Consider the following 14,792-nt stretch of genomic DNA (forward strand, 5'->3'; position numbering starts at 1 on the left):
GCCTAAACGTGAAATTCCAAGCCCACCCGAACATTTAACGGATTGGGGGAAAATGGCGTGGGCAAAATTAACCTTACTACTCGATGGAATGGGCGTTTTAACCGTGGCTGACACGCTGGCGTTAGAACGACTGTGTGATATCTACGCCGATATTCTTCAATTGCGAGACACCATTGCCATCGAAGGTCGGACATACACCACAAAAACGCAATCAGGGGATTTTTTAATTAAAGCGAATCCTGCCGTTGCTATGTTAGCTGATGCAGATCGCCGTTTTAAAAGTTATTTAGTCGAGTTTGGTTTAACCCCCGCTGCTCGTTCGAAGGTGAAGATGGATGGTGGAGAAGAAGAGGAAGATCCGCTCAACCAATATTTCGGTTGATCCCGCAACACAATATGCGCAAGACGTGCATCAAGGCAAAATTTTAGCGGGGCCTGATATTCGCCATGCATGTGCACGTCATCTCAAAGACTTAAACGAAGCCGAGCAACGAGGATTAGTCTGGGATGTCGAGGCCGTCAAAAGGGTGATCGACTTTTTTGCGAAAGTCTTAAAGCTCAATGGCGGGGAACATGAAGGCAAACCGTTTATTTTATTGCCTTGGCAATGCTTTGTGATTGGCTCCATTTTTGGCTGGAAAATGACTGATGGTACACGCCGGTTTCGCATGGTGTATGTTGAATCAGGCAAAGGTTCAGGAAAATCCCCGATGGCAGGTGGCGTTGGGTTGTATTGTTTAGTCGCCGACAGTGAACCGCGTGCCGAAGTGTATGCGGCAGCCACGAAAAAAGACCAAGCCATGATTTTGTTTCGTGATGCGGTGGCGATGGTTGATCAATCTCCCGCATTAAGTCAGCGGATCACCAAATCAGGCGGAACAGGTAAAGAGTGGAACTTGGCTTATTTGAAAACAAGTTCATTCTTTCGCCCGATTAGCTCAGATGATGGGCAATCAGGGCCTCGTCCCCATTGTGCGTTGATTGATGAAATTCATGAGCACAAAAATAATACCGCCGTCGAGATGATGCGAGCGGGCACAAAAGGCCGGCGACAAGCCTTGATATTTATGATCACCAATAGTGGGCATGATAAAACCAGCGTGTGTTATGACTATCATGAATACGGACGAAAAGTCGCCGAAGGTACTATCGAAGACGACAGTTTTTTTTCCTATATTTGCTCGCTGGATGAAGGCGATGATCCCTTTAAGGATGAATCTTGCTGGGGGAAAGCCAATCCGTCACTGGGTTACACCTTTTCTGATCGCTATTTACGCGAGCAAGTGACACAAGCCCGAGGTATGCCCGCAAAAGAAAGCATTGTGCGTCGGCTTAATTTTTGTCAGTGGGTGGATGCCGATAATCCATGGATTAACAGTGAAACATGGATGCAGTGTGAAAATACATTCACATTCGATGATCTTCAAGGTGAAGAGTGTTATGGCGGATTGGATTTATCAGGAACCAAAGATTTAACCGCATTAGCCTTGTATTTTCCTCGTCTCAAACGTCTTTATGTTGAATTTTGGACACCCAAAGACACCTTATTGGATAGAGCGAAAACCGACCGAGTGCCTTACGACTTATGGGTAAGGCAAGGTTTTATGCATACCACTCCAGGGAATGCGGTGAGGTATGAATTTGTGGCGGAACGCATTGCTGAGATGGCGATGCACGTCAACATGAGAGCCATTGCCTTTGATCCTTATCGCATTAAATACCTTGAACCCAAACTCGATGAAGCGGGTGTGACGGTTCCTTTAACTCCGCATGGACAAGGATATTACAAAGCCAAAGATTCAGGGCTATGGATGCCACACTCTATCGAACTGTTTGAACAGCTAATTGATGACAAGAAGATTGAGATCCACACCAATCCTTGTTTGAGATGGAATGCCGCATCTGCTGTGCTTGAGGCTGACCAAAAAGATAACCGCGTCTTTGCCAAGAAAAAAAGCACCGGTCGAATTGATGGTGTGGTGGCATCAGCAATGGCGATTGGTGCTGCGGAAGGTGAGGTTGATGATGGCAACCTTGAAGATTTTTTCTCTAACCCATTGAGTATGTGATGACAGATAAACAATATTCAATCGATTTGCGCACTAATCATGGTTGGTTTGCGCGTCTAGCTTCCTTCTTTGTTGGGGGAAGACTTGTGACACCTGAACAAGGTTCACAATCAGGCGCTATCTCAGCGCAAGGCTCGCTTGGTGATTCTTCTGTAAATGATGAGCGAATACTCCAAATATCCACGGTTTGGCGTTGTGTTAGCTTAATTTCGACGTTAACGGCTTGTTTGCCACTGGATGTGTTCGAAACGGATAAACAGGGAAATAGAACCAAAGTTGATTTAAGTCACCCATTGGCTCGATTACTGCGATATTCGCCCAATCAATATATGACCGCTCAAGAATTCCGAGAGGCAATGACTATGCAGCTTTGCTTTTATGGTAATGCTTTCGCGTTGATTGAGCGAAATAAAGTGGGTGATGTGATTAGCTTGCTTCCTCTGTTGTCTGCCAATATGGATGTACGCATGGAGGGGAAGAATATTATCTATAAATATCAGCGTGATCATGAGTTTGCGAAATTTAAACAACATGAAATTTTTCATTTAAAAGGGTTTGGTTTTAATGGATTAGTCGGATTGTCGCCGATTGCTTATGCGTGTAAGACAGCAAGCACGGCCGTTGCGATGGAAGATCAACAACGTGAGTTTTACGCTAATGGGGCTAAGTCTCCTAAAATTCTGACAACGGGCGATAAGGTATTGAATAAAGAGCAACGTAGCCAACTTGAAGAGAATTTCAAAGAAATTGCGGGTGGTCCCGTTAAAAAACGATTGTGGATCTTAGAAGGGGGATTTCAAGCACAAGATATTGGTGTTAGTCCTCAAGATGCAGAAACAATGTCTTCCCGCAAATTTCAAGTCAGTGAATTAGCCCGTTTCTTTGGTGTTCCACCGCACTTAGTCGGTGATGTTGAAAAATCAACAAGTTGGGGAACAGGTATTGAGCAACAAAACTTAGGTTTTCTTCAATATACCTTACAACCCTATATCTCTCGATGGGAAAACTGCATTGCGCGTTGGCTTCTAAAACCACCTGAAGTGGGTAAATATCATGCTGAACATAACCTTGATGGATTATTGCGAGGCGATTCCACTTCACGCGCTGCGTTTATGAAAGCGATGGGAGAATCGGGGCTAAGAACCATTAATGAAATGCGACGGCTCGATAATTATCCTCCTCTTGAAGGTGGAGATGTCGCTTACCGGCAAGCACAATATTTACCGATTAACCAACTCAATAAAGAGCCTCACGAAAGTGGGGCTTAATTATTTATGGGGGTTCAATGCCTGATATTAGAAAAACACTGAATTTTGATGAAGCGGAAATCAAATTTACGGGTGATGGCACACAAGGCGTTTTCGAAGGTTATGCCTCTGTATTTAGTCATCAAGATTCCGATGGTGACATTATTTTACCCGGTGCGTTTAAGCATGTTTTAGATAAGCAAAAACAAAAAGTCGCTATGTTTTATAACCATCGAGTCTGGGAGCTTCCTGTGGGGAAATGGGAGTACATGGAGGAAGATCAAAAAGGATTACGTGTAAGAGGACAACTGACACCCGGTCATAGTGCGGCTCAAGATCTAAAAGCGGCAATGAAGCATGGCACGGTTGACGGGCTTTCTATCGGATTCGGTTGTCTGCGTAATGACTTTGAGCGAACACCTTCAGGTCGTATTTTTAAAAATATCTCCCTGTTACGTGAAATTAGTATTTGTACATTTCCCGCTAATGACCAAGCACAGGTTTCATCACTCAAGAGCATTGATGGGTTATTAACGATCCGAGATATTGAGGATTGGCTGAGAGAGTCAGCCGGTTTATCAAAATCAGAAGCAGTCGGTTTTATTTCCCGCTTCAAATCCGCTATTCGGAGTGAGTCCGATGACACTCAACAATCCCTAGTCGCATCCATTGTTAACCAAATTAATGCATTTAATCTGAAAGGATAGAATATGTCTGACTTAGCTATTATCCAAGAAGCCATCGAAGGATCACAAAAAAAGGTGCAAGAGCTCTTCGATGCACAGAAGAAAGAAATTGAAGCTACTGGCGCAGTTTCAAAGCAATTACAAACAGATTTAGTCTTAGTTCAAGAGGAATTAAAAAAAGCCGGTGAACGTCTGTTTGATTTAGAGCAGAAAGGGGCAACGAGCGCTGATGATCCTAATGTGAAAAAAGATTTTTCTGAGCGAGCAGCAGAAGCGCTGACAAAATCATGGAATGGGAGTCAGGCTTCTTATGAAGTGAAAACTTTTAATAAATCATTAGGCAGTGATGCGAGTTCAGCCGGTGTTCTCATTCAGCCGATGCAAGTACCGGGTATTATTATGCCGGGTATGCGTCGTTTAGTTATCCGCGATTTATTAGCACAAGGTCGTATTTCCAGTAACTCACTGGAATATGTACGCGAAAAATTGTTTACCAATAGCGCGGCACCCGTCAAAGAAAAGGCACAGAAACCAGAATCTAATCTGACTTTTGAAAAACAAACGGCAAATGTGATCACTATTGCTCATTGGATCCAAGCGTCTCGCCAAGTGATGGATGATGCTGTGCAGTTACAGTCTTACGTTAATAATCGCTTATTGTATGGCTTAGCGTTAGTGGAAGAGGAGCAATTACTCAATGGTGACGGTACAGCGGATAATTTGACGGGGATTAATCATGTTGCCACTGCCTATGATACCACATTGAGTGCTACGGGTGACACACATGCTGACCTGATTGCTCATGCCATTTATCAGGTAACAGAATCTGAATTTAGCGCCTCTGGTATTATTTTAAATCCTCGTGATTGGCATGCCATTGCGTTAATGAAAGATAAAGAAGGGCGTTATATTTTTGGTGGCCCACAAGCGTTTACTTCAAATGTAATGTGGGGATTACCTGTTGTTCCCACAAAAGCACAAAAACAAGGTGAGTTTACTGTTGGTGCATTTGATTTGGCGTCTCAAGTATGGGATCGAATGAATGCAGTTATCGAAGTGAGTCGAGAAGATCGTGATAATTTCGTGAAAAATATGCTGACCATTTTGTGTGAAGAGCGTTTAGCATTAGCCCATTATCGCCCTCAAGCCTTAATTAAAGGGACTTTTCCAACGTCTGGAAGAAGTGCTTAAGTAATAGGTCGGGGTAGGTAACTATCCCGTATTACATTATGAATATCTTAGATGTCATTCCTTTTTCTTTATTAAAACAGCATCTCGAATACAGCGGTGATGATCGTGATGAGCAGATTCTATTTTATGCTCAAAGCGCATTAAATTATTGTTTGAGATGGTGTGATGAACCGGCATGGAAATCACCCGATGATATCCCTTATGAAGTGAAATCGGCCATGCTTTTGGTGCTGGGGGATATGTTTGAACATCGAACCAGCCAAAGTGAAATTCCGTTATATGAAAATAAAGCAGTAGAACGATTGTTACTGCTTTGTCGAAATTGGCGAGGTAGTTAATGGATCCGGGACGATTACGCCACACTATTCATATTCAAAAACCAGTATTAGCGCCTGATGCCATCAGTGGCAATGATGTGATTTGGACGGATCATGCGACAAAAGTACGTGCAGCGATCATGCCTTATCAAGGACGGGAATATTTTCAAGCCCAACAAGTACAAAGCGAGGCCACAACACGAATTATTATTCGCTATATCGCTGATATTGATACTTCGATGCGTATTGTATGGGGTAAGCGAATATTTAATATTATTTCGATTATTGACCCTTATGAGCGTCATCGTGAGCTTCAATTAATGTGCAAAGAGGGCGTGAATGATGAGTGAGATTAAAATCAGTGGACTGTCTGAACTCGCTCAACGAATGCAAGACATTGCCCGTAAAACCAGAAATCAAAGCGCTCGTAAGGCGATGAATGCAGGGGCTTCGGCGTTAAAAGAAGAAATCAAACATCGAGTGCCTATCCTTAAGGAAACGGTGCCGCATCGACGTAAAGGCACCATCAAGCGCAATATTCGTTCTAAAACGAAAGTACAACGCAATGGGCAAGTCAAAACGCGTATTTGGGTGAAATCATTATCGGGTAAAAAAGTGTCTGCCTTTAAACAAGCAACGGGGAAAAGTGCGGCATTGAACCCAAATGATCCATTTTATTGGTGGTTTGTCGAGTTTGGTACGGCCAAGATGCCTGCACAACCGTTTATGCGCCCCAGCTTTGAAGCAAAAAAAGAAGCAACGGCTAAAGTGATTGTTCAAACACTCAAAGAGGACATTGAGAAAGCAAGGTAGAGGCTATGATACAGCAATTAAAAGAGACCCTTTCACCGCTTGTCGATGGAAGGGTTTTTTTTCAGGTATTACCCGAAGGCAAAGGGCATTATCCCGCCATTGTGATCCAGTTCGCCAGCATCACGCCTAACAGTGCGCTGGAGGATACAGATTTAGACAACTATCGTGTGCAACTTGATGTGTATGCGCCACAACCACAACCTCTGATGGTCTTGCGTAAAAAAATCGAGGCTCAGATTGTTGCGGCGATCCCATTCGCACAACGGGTAAATGCTGTCTTTGGGTATGAAGCAGATGTCAAATTGCATCGGCTTGTTCTTGAATTAATGATTTCATCAGATAAATAAGGAATGGATATGACAAAGCCAAAGAACCATAAAGCAACCCCTTTCCTCGGCACGAAGATCTTTGTGCAAACCGGCTTAGGGGAGGCGATGACGGTGACGGAAGCGACGTTATCACCCGCAACCATTACCATTGCCAATAATAAGCTGAAAGCGGATGACATGATTATGTTATCGGGACTCGGGGAGTTAGATGGGCGTTTTCCTGTTGCACAAGTTGATGGCGACAAAGTGACCCTGTGTGACGAAGTGGATTGGAGCGATAAAACACTACCCACGGATTTTGCAGAGGCTAAGGCGCAACGTATTCAGTGGTCTAATAACTTTTGTGCGGTAAAAAGTTTCAGCAAAGACGGTTCGACAACCGAACAAATTGATGTCACTACCATTTGCAGTGATGGCAAGGAATATGAATCTGGCGATACGGAATACGGCTCAATTAAATTGACCTTTTTCTTACGTTATAGCTCCAGTGAGGTGCAACGACTCTTGCGCAAATATGAAAACAGCAAAGAAAAATTTGCGGTGAAAATGGTCTTAACACGAGATGAGGGCTCCATGTTTTATTACGGCTCCGTCGAAACGGGCATGAACATTGATGGCAGTGTGGGACAAATGATGGATTCGGGGATCTCGATTAAATTGTCTGGCCGTGATTATTTGAATGCGAAGAAATAACCCCTAATTCACCTCTTTCATTATTTCTCTTCTCCCTTCTCGATAAAAATCTTAGGAGTGATTATGTCTAACGCGTTATTGCGTGAATTAGTGTTAAACCAAGCACTGAAAGTGACGCCTTTTACTTATTTAGACAACACCTTTTATGTCAAAGAGCTGGATGTTGGCACCATGAATTACATTCAGCGCAAACTTCGTCAAATTAAAATTAAGCTCGCCGAAGCGCAGGACATTTATTTAGATGAAGACGATCCCGAACAATTTAATGAGGCGATAAATCGTGTCTACGATGAATATGATGTCGCCAGAATGTTGGCCTTTAAGTTGTGTGATGAAAAAGGAGAGCTGCTTTTTGATGCTGAAAATGAAGAGGACTTAAAAGGCCTTAATCGATTAGGACAAGGGTTCTCTAATGCGGTGTTTACAGCCGAAGCGGGGAATAGCGAAAAAAACTCGGAGACCGACGACAATTCCAACTGATATTGTCGTTGGCACTGGGAAAAACGCTCTCAGAAATCGAGCAAATGCCCGAAAGCCACTTGTGTGAATATGAGACCTTTTATCGCAAACAGCCCTTTGGTTTATGGCGAGAGGATTATCGGATGGCACAAGTGGCACATCTTCTCGCGATGATAAATCGTGATCCGAAATCTACTCCACCTCAATTAACTGACTTTATGCCAATGTGGCAGAAAAAGCCCACAGAAGCTGAAGAGTGGGATAGTGTTACTCAGAATGTATTGGCTCATCGATAGCCCCTTTGTTGGGGCTTTTTTATTGTTTTAAGGAGTTTTTATGGCTGGCGCATTAGGTAGATTAAATATTGATTTGACGCTGAATACGGCAAATTTCACAAATGCGATCAACCGTAGCCAGCGCCAAACAGAACAATTTGGGCAACGTATTCGCGTCAGCCTTCAAGCTATCACCGTACAACAAGAGCGAATGGTATCGCAAACTGCAAAATCCTCGGCACTCTTTACCCGTTTTGCGAGCGTCGCAGCAAGTGCATTATCTGTACGGCAAGTGATTAATTATGCCGATGGTTGGACGGAATTACAGAACCGCTTAAAACTGGTGACAGAAAGTTCCGTTGAGTTAAATAAAGCCACACAAGCGGTCTATGATATTGCCCAAAAAACCTATCAATCATTGGATGCCACAGCACAGGTTTATCAACGTTTTGCGGATAATGCCGATCGGTTAGGTTTAAGTCAGCAAAAAGTCGCTGAACTCACTGAAACCGTCTCAAAAGCGGTAGCGATTTCGGGGGCAAGTGCAACCGCAGCCCAAGCGGCATTAATCCAATTTGGTCAAGCATTAGCCTCAGGGCAGTTACGTGGCGAAGAGCTGAATTCGGTAATGGAGCAAACCCCTGCGTTAGCAAAAGCTATCGCTGACGGAATGGGTGTTAGTGTGGGCGAACTAAGGAAGAAAGCTCAAGACGGTGAAATGACGATTGAGAAAGTCATTCAAGCCTTAGAACGTGTAGCCGACAGTGTGGATAAAAAATTTGCTACCAGCGTGACAACGGTTAGCCAAGGTTTCACTAATCTTCAATCGGCGATGACCAAATTTATCGGTGAAGCGAATCAAGGTACAGGTGCGACTCAGCTTTTAACAACGGGGCTTTCTGCATTATCGAATCATTTTTCTGAAGTGATGAGAGTAACGGAAGCTTTAGCCATGACGACTATTGCAATAAAAATAGCCAAATGGACTCAAGCCACTTATGCACAAGCCGCAGCAACGAAATTAAAAGCTCAACAAGATTTAATCGCCGCTAAAGCCACAAAAGTCAAGATGACGGCTGAATTAGAGTTAGCCCGTGTTGAAATGCGTTCTTTACAAGCGCAACTTCAACTCGCTCAGACAGAAGCACAACGCAGTAGTATTCGAATGCGAATGAAAGCGCAGTCTTCCATTATTGTGTCAGCCACAAATGCAGAAACATTAGCGATACAACGGTTGAATGCGGCACAAAGAGCCAGTTCTACATTAGGGAGAAGTTTTGGTGGTGCACTTGCCTTTCTTGGTGGGCCTCTTGGGATTGCGACAGGATTATTGACCGCGGGGGCAATGGCTTATTATGAGTGGCAACAACAAGCAGAACAATCAAGACAAAAGGCTCTTGAGTATGCAGAGTCATTAGACGTTGCAACGGAGTCATTAAACAAATTAAGTGATGCGGAGCGTCAAGCTTCAATCGGAAAACTGGCTGAAGGTTTAGATGCACAAATTGAGAAAATAGAGGAGCTAAAGAAAAAACAAGAGGAACTTTCACGTAAAGCATCTGATAGTAATGGCGGTAATCAATGGGCTCCCCTTTATTATACTGGCGATCGTGATGTAGATTCAGTCAGAATAATTGAAGCACAAACTGAAGCTAGAAAAGAGGAAATTCAAGTAATAGCTGAGGTTGAAGCAAAAAGCAGAGAATTAGAAGTTACACGTAAAAAAATGGCATTATTGCTTGATGCTGAAGTTCAAAAAAACGGGATGGTCTCTAATGCCTATGCGCTTTATGCCAGCCGTATTTACGATGCTTCTGTAAAATCTGATGAATTGATTGGTAAACTCCATCTACAAGGTTCTGCTTTTGATAATTTAGCGCAATCCATTCGTTCAGCTACCCAAGAGCAACAGCAGTTTTCGGCAAAATCGTTAATTGTTGTTTCTGATGATGCACAAAAATCAATCGATGCTTCTCTTCGTACTATTGAAAAATCTAAAGCAGAAGGTAAGGCTTTAGCTAAACTCAATGCAGAAGATGTATTGGCGAGTAGAAAAATTACACCGGACATGATGGGGTATGACAAAGCGTTACAAGCTGAAATTGAAGCCCAACTGGCTTTACAGTCTAAAAAAATTAAGCCACCCAAAACACCAAAATCAACCATTGATTACGCCAAGCAGTACACCAAAATCTTGACGGAATTAGAGGAAAAACAAGCCTCATTGATTGCGGATGGGCAAAGCATTCAGTTGTACGGCACTACCTCTTCCTTTAATGAATACACATCCGCCTTAGCCGATATCAAACAGAATAAAGATAAGTTTGATGCCATCTTAAAAATCGATCCCAACGCCATTGAGACGATCAAAGAAAAAGCGAAAGCCATTGATGATCTGGCGCGTGCCAACTCGGTTGCGCAATTTGCTTATGATCGCGGTAAAGAAATTGAGCAGATGCAATTTGAAACTTCCTTGATAGGAAAATCGCGCGCAGAGCAAGAGAAGCTGAATGCCCTTCGTCAGATTGATGTGCTGTATCAGCAAGCCAGTGTGGATTTAGGCGAGAAAGAGTTGGCGAACTTACAACGCAATGTCGAACTCACTAAACAGCAGATTGAGGAAGAGCTTAGAAAGCGAGAGGCCATGAAAGGTGATCCGATGTCGGGATTAAAACAAGGCTTATCGGATTTCAGTGAGTCAGCCATGGATGTGATGGAGAACGTCAGAAACGTCACTACCAATGCCTTTAATAATATGTCTGATGCATTAGCTGATTTTGCTTTAACGGGCAAAGGAAGCTTTAAAGATTTTGCCAATGCGGTGATTTCCGATATCACTCGAATGGTGATGAAAATGCTGATTTTCAAAGCCATTGAAGCGGGTGGGCAAGCAATGGGCTTTGATATGGGATGGATGAGCAAAGGGCATGCTTACGGTGGTTATACGGGGCATGGCGGAAAATTCGAACCTAAAGGGATTGTACATGGTGGTGAGTTTGTTTTTACCAAAGAAGCGACGGCTAAATTGGGTGTCGGCAATCTCTATCGCTTAATGCATGCGGCGCAAGGTTATGCTTCAGGTGGCTTTGTGGGGGCGGTCGCAGGACGAATACCCGTTACACCGCAACCGACGTTAGCCCGTGCAGGCGGTGTGCAAATGACGGTCGTTAATCATATTACGGTGACAGGAAATGGTGACGCTGTACTTGCGCAGGCAATGAAAGAAGCCGCACAACAAGGTACAGAAGCTGGTGCACAGAAAGCTCACGCGATGATGTTACAAGACTTTCAAAGTAATGGCGCAGCACGCAGAACATTAGGAGTTTAAATGTCTATTCTTGAATGGCCAAAAGAGGTGATCCCCACACAGGAAAACTGGCAATTATTGAGTAACAGCAAAACCTTTACCTCGCCGTTTAATGGAAGTAGTCAAACGGTGCGCTTTCCGAGAAGCCGTTGGCGTTGTGAGCTGACATTTAATAATTTAAATGAAGAGAAATCGCGCCAGTTAGAAGCGCTGGTGGCTTCATTGGATGGGATGTCGGGGCGAGTCAAAATAGCCAGTTGGATAAGAAAAGGGCGTTATGGATATGGTTCGCCTCGTATTGCAATACCGAGCCAATTAGGTCATCGGCTAGAAACAAAGGACTGGAAGCGCAATATGCGCGTGTTACAGCAAGGAGATCGCTTAACTGTGGGTAATGAACTCAAAATGGTGGTGGCGGATGTGGTCAGTGATAATCAAGGCCGTGCCATTATTCTTATTTCGCCGATGTTAAGAACGTCACCTACTGTTAATGAAATGCTCGAGGTTGAGCGTCCTTTTGGAGTATTTCGGCTCGTTGATAATGAACAGGGGAAGTTTCAGCATCGTCGCTTGGGGTATACCCATATCACGTTATCTTTTGAGGAGGTGTTGTACTAATGCAATATCATCCATTTTCTGATGCCATGGTCAACGCGATTAATGAAGGGGCTTATATTGTCTTAGCCGCCAGACTCGATTTGAAATCAGGTGTGACCTGTGCGCATACCGGCGTTGGGCAACTGATTATTGCGGGGGAAACCTATTTAGGTGTAGGAAGTTTAGGCGAAATCAGTCAGCTAAAAGAAAATAAGACAACCAGTCCCCCACAATTACAGCTTAAATTAGCGGGTTTTGATAAATCGCTGGTGGGAATGGTGATGAATGAGCAAAGTCGAGGACGAGAAGTGCGGTTGATGATGGTTGCCATCGGTGAAGAGGGAAAACCGTTGCTTGCTGAAGTCTTATTTGTCGGACAAATCACATCGATCAATGTGGTGTCTGGCGAAGAAAATGCCGTATGTGTTAATGTTTCTAATCGATTCGAGCGATGGTCAATCGGGTTACCCGATAGATTCACCGATGAGTCGTGGTCATCTCGACGACAAGGTGATCGTATCTTTCGTTATGTTGCTCAAATGGCTGAACGGGCGATTTATTGGGGCAGTAAGAAAGATGCACCTGCATTTATTTATAAATAATCTTATTGTCTTGTTAAACCCACTTTTGTGGGTTTTTATTGCATAAACAAGAGGAACTGTGCCCTTTGTTGTTTCATGAAAGAGCTAAGTTTATCCTTGTTAGAAGATATCAGCGTTGGGAGTATAGATAGGTAATTGATGCCAAAAACTACATTCATATACCTTTATAACCGCAAAAAAACAAGCTTTAGTTGATAAATCTAGGTTGTAATGGCGACAAGATGACTCTATTATGAATAGGCTACTGGTCGAAAAGGTTCACAAAAAATAATCCAGTACCCACTAACAGTGTGGGTGATTTTTTACATGCAGAGTAATTGCAATAACCTCAAAATCGTCTATTTTGTATATATACCAGAGATCCTGGTAAGAGGGTATTTATATGAGTCACGCACTGAGAAAGGCTAGTCGTTTAGATATACCGCCTCGTGACAAAAGTAAAGTTGCGTCTCCTAGAGCAGTAGTTGGATATAATTGCTCACACAAAGATCAAGTGAAAAATGCTTTCAGTCTTGGCTTTGAGCGTTATGAGACTGCTATGGATAAATTATCTAAGGTGTGATAGATGTCTAGGGAGTTTGGTTATCATCTTGACGGCGTGAATTACTTGTCTGTTGATGACATAATTTATATCAATGAAGTTCTTATTAAAGCACAAACGCCAGATGAGCCAATCCAAGTTTTAAATCAAAGCAATCTAGAATCATCACAAGCCAGACCTGGCGTAATAAGATATTACGAACAAACAGAGGATATGTTTAGACTATCCTCTGTTCTTATTGAAAGCCTTATCCAAAACCATCCATTCGCGAATGCTAATAAAAGAACAGCTATGATGTGTGGTTATGTTTTTTTATTGATAAATGGTTATGAGCTTACTGCACCAAGTGATGATATGGTTGATATTGCATCTGGTTTAGCCACTAAAGATTATAGTTGTGAGGATCTTGAGAATTGGCTGTGTCATTGGTCTAGGACTTATGACACAGTAGAATTATGTAATCCTGATTTCGGTAAACTATGTTGTGGTGTAATCAAATTAAAAAATATCTGATATTACGCAATTGAAACTAACCCACTTCGGTGGGTTTTTTATTGCCTGAATTTCACCATGCCTCTTAACTGAGGTTTTTTGCTATTTAAGGTCAGTACATGAAACAACTTAACTGGACACTTAAATTACCCGAAACGATAAGGGCGGCGATGAGTCGCCCTTTTTCATGGGGTGAATTTGATTGTTGTATTTTCGCCTCTGAATGTATTTACGCACAATGCGGCTTCTCGCCAATAAAGCCTTATCTCAATCACTATAAAACTAAAGCCGAAGCCTTCAACTTGATCAAATCTAAATTTGGCTCCTTAGAAAAAGCCGTATCACGCTATTTCAAATCCATTGAGATTGAGCGCGTTCAGCGTGGCGATCTCGTACTGTTTAAAGGTGAGGACGGTGACAGTTTAGCGGTGGTCTGGGCGGGGCATTATTGGGGAGTAACGCCACAAGGTGTAAAGCCGGTACAGATTACCCCAATCAAAGCGTGGAGAGTGGAATAATGGGTGGGAGTGGTGGATTAATTTCAAAAGTCGTGGGTGCGGGCTTAATGATTGCGGGGCTATTTACTGGAGGCGTCACCTCTGCGATGGGCATGGCGCTGATGGCAGCAGGCGTCGCGGTGCAAGTCGCGGGTTCGCTTATCTTTAAGCCAAAACTTCCGTCAATGAATTATCGAGATACAGGTGAACGCAAACAGATGTTACGTTCATCGTCTGCCCCTGAAACCGTGATCGTCGGAAAAACAGTGATATCGGGTTTGCTTTTCTTTGCCGAAGAAGAGGCGGGGGAACAAGATGAAAATGAAAAAATCACACTGGCATTGGCACTTGCTGGACACCCCATAGAGAAAATCGGGAAGATTTGGCTAGGGGACGATTTAATTGAAACGTTTGGTGAATATACCGTTCATGAAGTTAAACACCTTTGGTTGAAGAGTTTAAAAATCACGGCACCTGTTGTTGAAGTGGAGTTACATAATGACAGGGAAGATGTCGATCCCTTTATGCTTAAAAATTGCCCTTCATGGAAAGAGGATATGATTGGTCGAGGTCTGGCGTGGTTACGTGTGACACTAACGTTTGACCAAGAAAAATTCCCTTATGGATTACCCAATGTGAAATGTGAAGTTTGGGGAAAACATCTGTTTGATCCTCGT

General features: G+C 43.2%; 18 protein-coding genes and 1 pseudogene. All 19 read left to right on the top strand.

Annotated elements, in window-relative coordinates; genetic code table 11:
• A partial coding sequence (locus tag ACNARN_RS18280; protein ID WP_416303967.1) for a phage terminase small subunit P27 family occupies positions 1 to 382 on the top strand: 382 nt, incomplete at its 5' end.
• The gene (locus tag ACNARN_RS18285; RefSeq protein ID WP_349420312.1) at positions 336 to 2,069 is read left to right on the top strand and encodes a terminase large subunit; all 1,734 of its coding nucleotides are present in this window, start codon (positions 336 to 338) and stop codon (positions 2,067 to 2,069) included. The genes ACNARN_RS18280 and ACNARN_RS18285, both read left to right, overlap by 47 nt.
• Positions 2,069 to 3,337, top strand: a complete 1,269-nt coding sequence (locus tag ACNARN_RS18290; protein ID WP_020946084.1) for a phage portal protein — start codon at positions 2,069 to 2,071, stop codon at positions 3,335 to 3,337. Before ACNARN_RS18285 ends, ACNARN_RS18290 begins: the two co-directional genes overlap by 1 nt.
• A 17-nt stretch (positions 3,338 to 3,354) precedes the next feature.
• Positions 3,355 to 4,023 carry an HK97 family phage prohead protease gene (locus tag ACNARN_RS18295; RefSeq protein ID WP_004242476.1) on the top strand — a complete coding sequence of 223 codons (669 nt, stop codon included), beginning with the start codon at positions 3,355 to 3,357 and terminating at the stop codon, positions 4,021 to 4,023.
• Positions 4,024 to 4,026: 3 nt separating this feature from the next.
• Positions 4,027 to 5,193, top strand: coding sequence for a phage major capsid protein (locus ACNARN_RS18300; RefSeq protein ID WP_087802799.1), 1,167 nt, complete (start codon positions 4,027 to 4,029; stop codon positions 5,191 to 5,193).
• A gap of 38 nt (positions 5,194 to 5,231) precedes the next feature.
• Positions 5,232 to 5,531: a head-tail connector protein gene (locus ACNARN_RS18305; protein WP_349420311.1), complete on the top strand. Its 300-nt coding sequence runs from the start codon at positions 5,232 to 5,234 to the stop codon at positions 5,529 to 5,531.
• Positions 5,531 to 5,860 (top strand): phage head closure protein, encoded by a 330-nt coding sequence (locus ACNARN_RS18310; protein ID WP_416304799.1) that lies wholly within the window; start codon positions 5,531 to 5,533, stop codon positions 5,858 to 5,860. Before ACNARN_RS18305 ends, ACNARN_RS18310 begins: the two co-directional genes overlap by 1 nt.
• The gene (locus tag ACNARN_RS18315; protein WP_349420309.1) at positions 5,853 to 6,323 is read left to right on the top strand and encodes an HK97-gp10 family putative phage morphogenesis protein; all 471 of its coding nucleotides are present in this window, start codon (positions 5,853 to 5,855) and stop codon (positions 6,321 to 6,323) included. Before ACNARN_RS18310 ends, ACNARN_RS18315 begins: the two co-directional genes overlap by 8 nt.
• A 5-nt stretch (positions 6,324 to 6,328) precedes the next feature.
• Positions 6,329 to 6,670 (top strand): tail completion protein gp17, encoded by a 342-nt coding sequence (gene gp17, locus ACNARN_RS18320; RefSeq protein WP_196721815.1) that lies wholly within the window; start codon positions 6,329 to 6,331, stop codon positions 6,668 to 6,670.
• A gap of 9 nt (positions 6,671 to 6,679) precedes the next feature.
• Positions 6,680 to 7,345 (top strand): hypothetical protein, encoded by a 666-nt coding sequence (locus ACNARN_RS18325; RefSeq protein WP_163828921.1) that lies wholly within the window; start codon positions 6,680 to 6,682, stop codon positions 7,343 to 7,345.
• Positions 7,346 to 7,408: 63 nt separating this feature from the next.
• Complete coding sequence (locus ACNARN_RS18330) at positions 7,409 to 7,825, top strand: hypothetical protein (protein ID WP_088495854.1); 417 nt, start codon at positions 7,409 to 7,411, stop codon at positions 7,823 to 7,825.
• A 44-nt stretch (positions 7,826 to 7,869) separates the two neighbouring features.
• Positions 7,870 to 8,100 carry a DUF4035 domain-containing protein gene (locus tag ACNARN_RS18335; RefSeq protein ID WP_349420322.1) on the top strand — a complete coding sequence of 77 codons (231 nt, stop codon included), beginning with the start codon at positions 7,870 to 7,872 and terminating at the stop codon, positions 8,098 to 8,100.
• Between the two features lie 40 nt (positions 8,101 to 8,140).
• Positions 8,141 to 11,407, top strand: coding sequence for a phage tail tape measure protein (locus ACNARN_RS18340; RefSeq protein WP_349420323.1), 3,267 nt, complete (start codon positions 8,141 to 8,143; stop codon positions 11,405 to 11,407).
• Complete coding sequence (locus tag ACNARN_RS18345) at positions 11,408 to 12,004, top strand: hypothetical protein (protein ID WP_416304800.1); 597 nt, start codon at positions 11,408 to 11,410, stop codon at positions 12,002 to 12,004. It begins immediately after the preceding gene.
• Positions 12,004 to 12,585, top strand: coding sequence for a hypothetical protein (locus ACNARN_RS18350; protein WP_012367795.1), 582 nt, complete (start codon positions 12,004 to 12,006; stop codon positions 12,583 to 12,585). The genes ACNARN_RS18345 and ACNARN_RS18350 overlap by 1 nt, the downstream gene beginning before the upstream one ends.
• 382 nt (positions 12,586 to 12,967) lie before the next feature.
• Positions 12,968 to 13,147 carry a hypothetical protein gene (locus ACNARN_RS18355; RefSeq protein ID WP_072062631.1) on the top strand — a complete coding sequence of 60 codons (180 nt, stop codon included), beginning with the start codon at positions 12,968 to 12,970 and terminating at the stop codon, positions 13,145 to 13,147.
• A gap of 3 nt (positions 13,148 to 13,150) precedes the next feature.
• Positions 13,151 to 13,639 carry a type II toxin-antitoxin system death-on-curing family toxin gene (locus tag ACNARN_RS18360; protein WP_116672765.1) on the top strand — a complete coding sequence of 163 codons (489 nt, stop codon included), beginning with the start codon at positions 13,151 to 13,153 and terminating at the stop codon, positions 13,637 to 13,639.
• Positions 13,640 to 13,737: 98 nt separating this feature from the next.
• The gene (locus tag ACNARN_RS18365; RefSeq protein WP_349420325.1) at positions 13,738 to 14,136 is read left to right on the top strand and encodes a DUF6950 family protein; all 399 of its coding nucleotides are present in this window, start codon (positions 13,738 to 13,740) and stop codon (positions 14,134 to 14,136) included.
• Positions 14,136 to 14,792: pseudogene (locus tag ACNARN_RS18370) on the top strand (phage tail protein); the annotation flags it as partial. The gene ACNARN_RS18365 and the pseudogene ACNARN_RS18370, both read left to right, overlap by 1 nt.

The organism is Proteus sp. TSJ240517, assembly GCF_047921575.1.
GTDB lineage: Bacteria > Pseudomonadota > Gammaproteobacteria > Enterobacterales > Enterobacteriaceae > Proteus.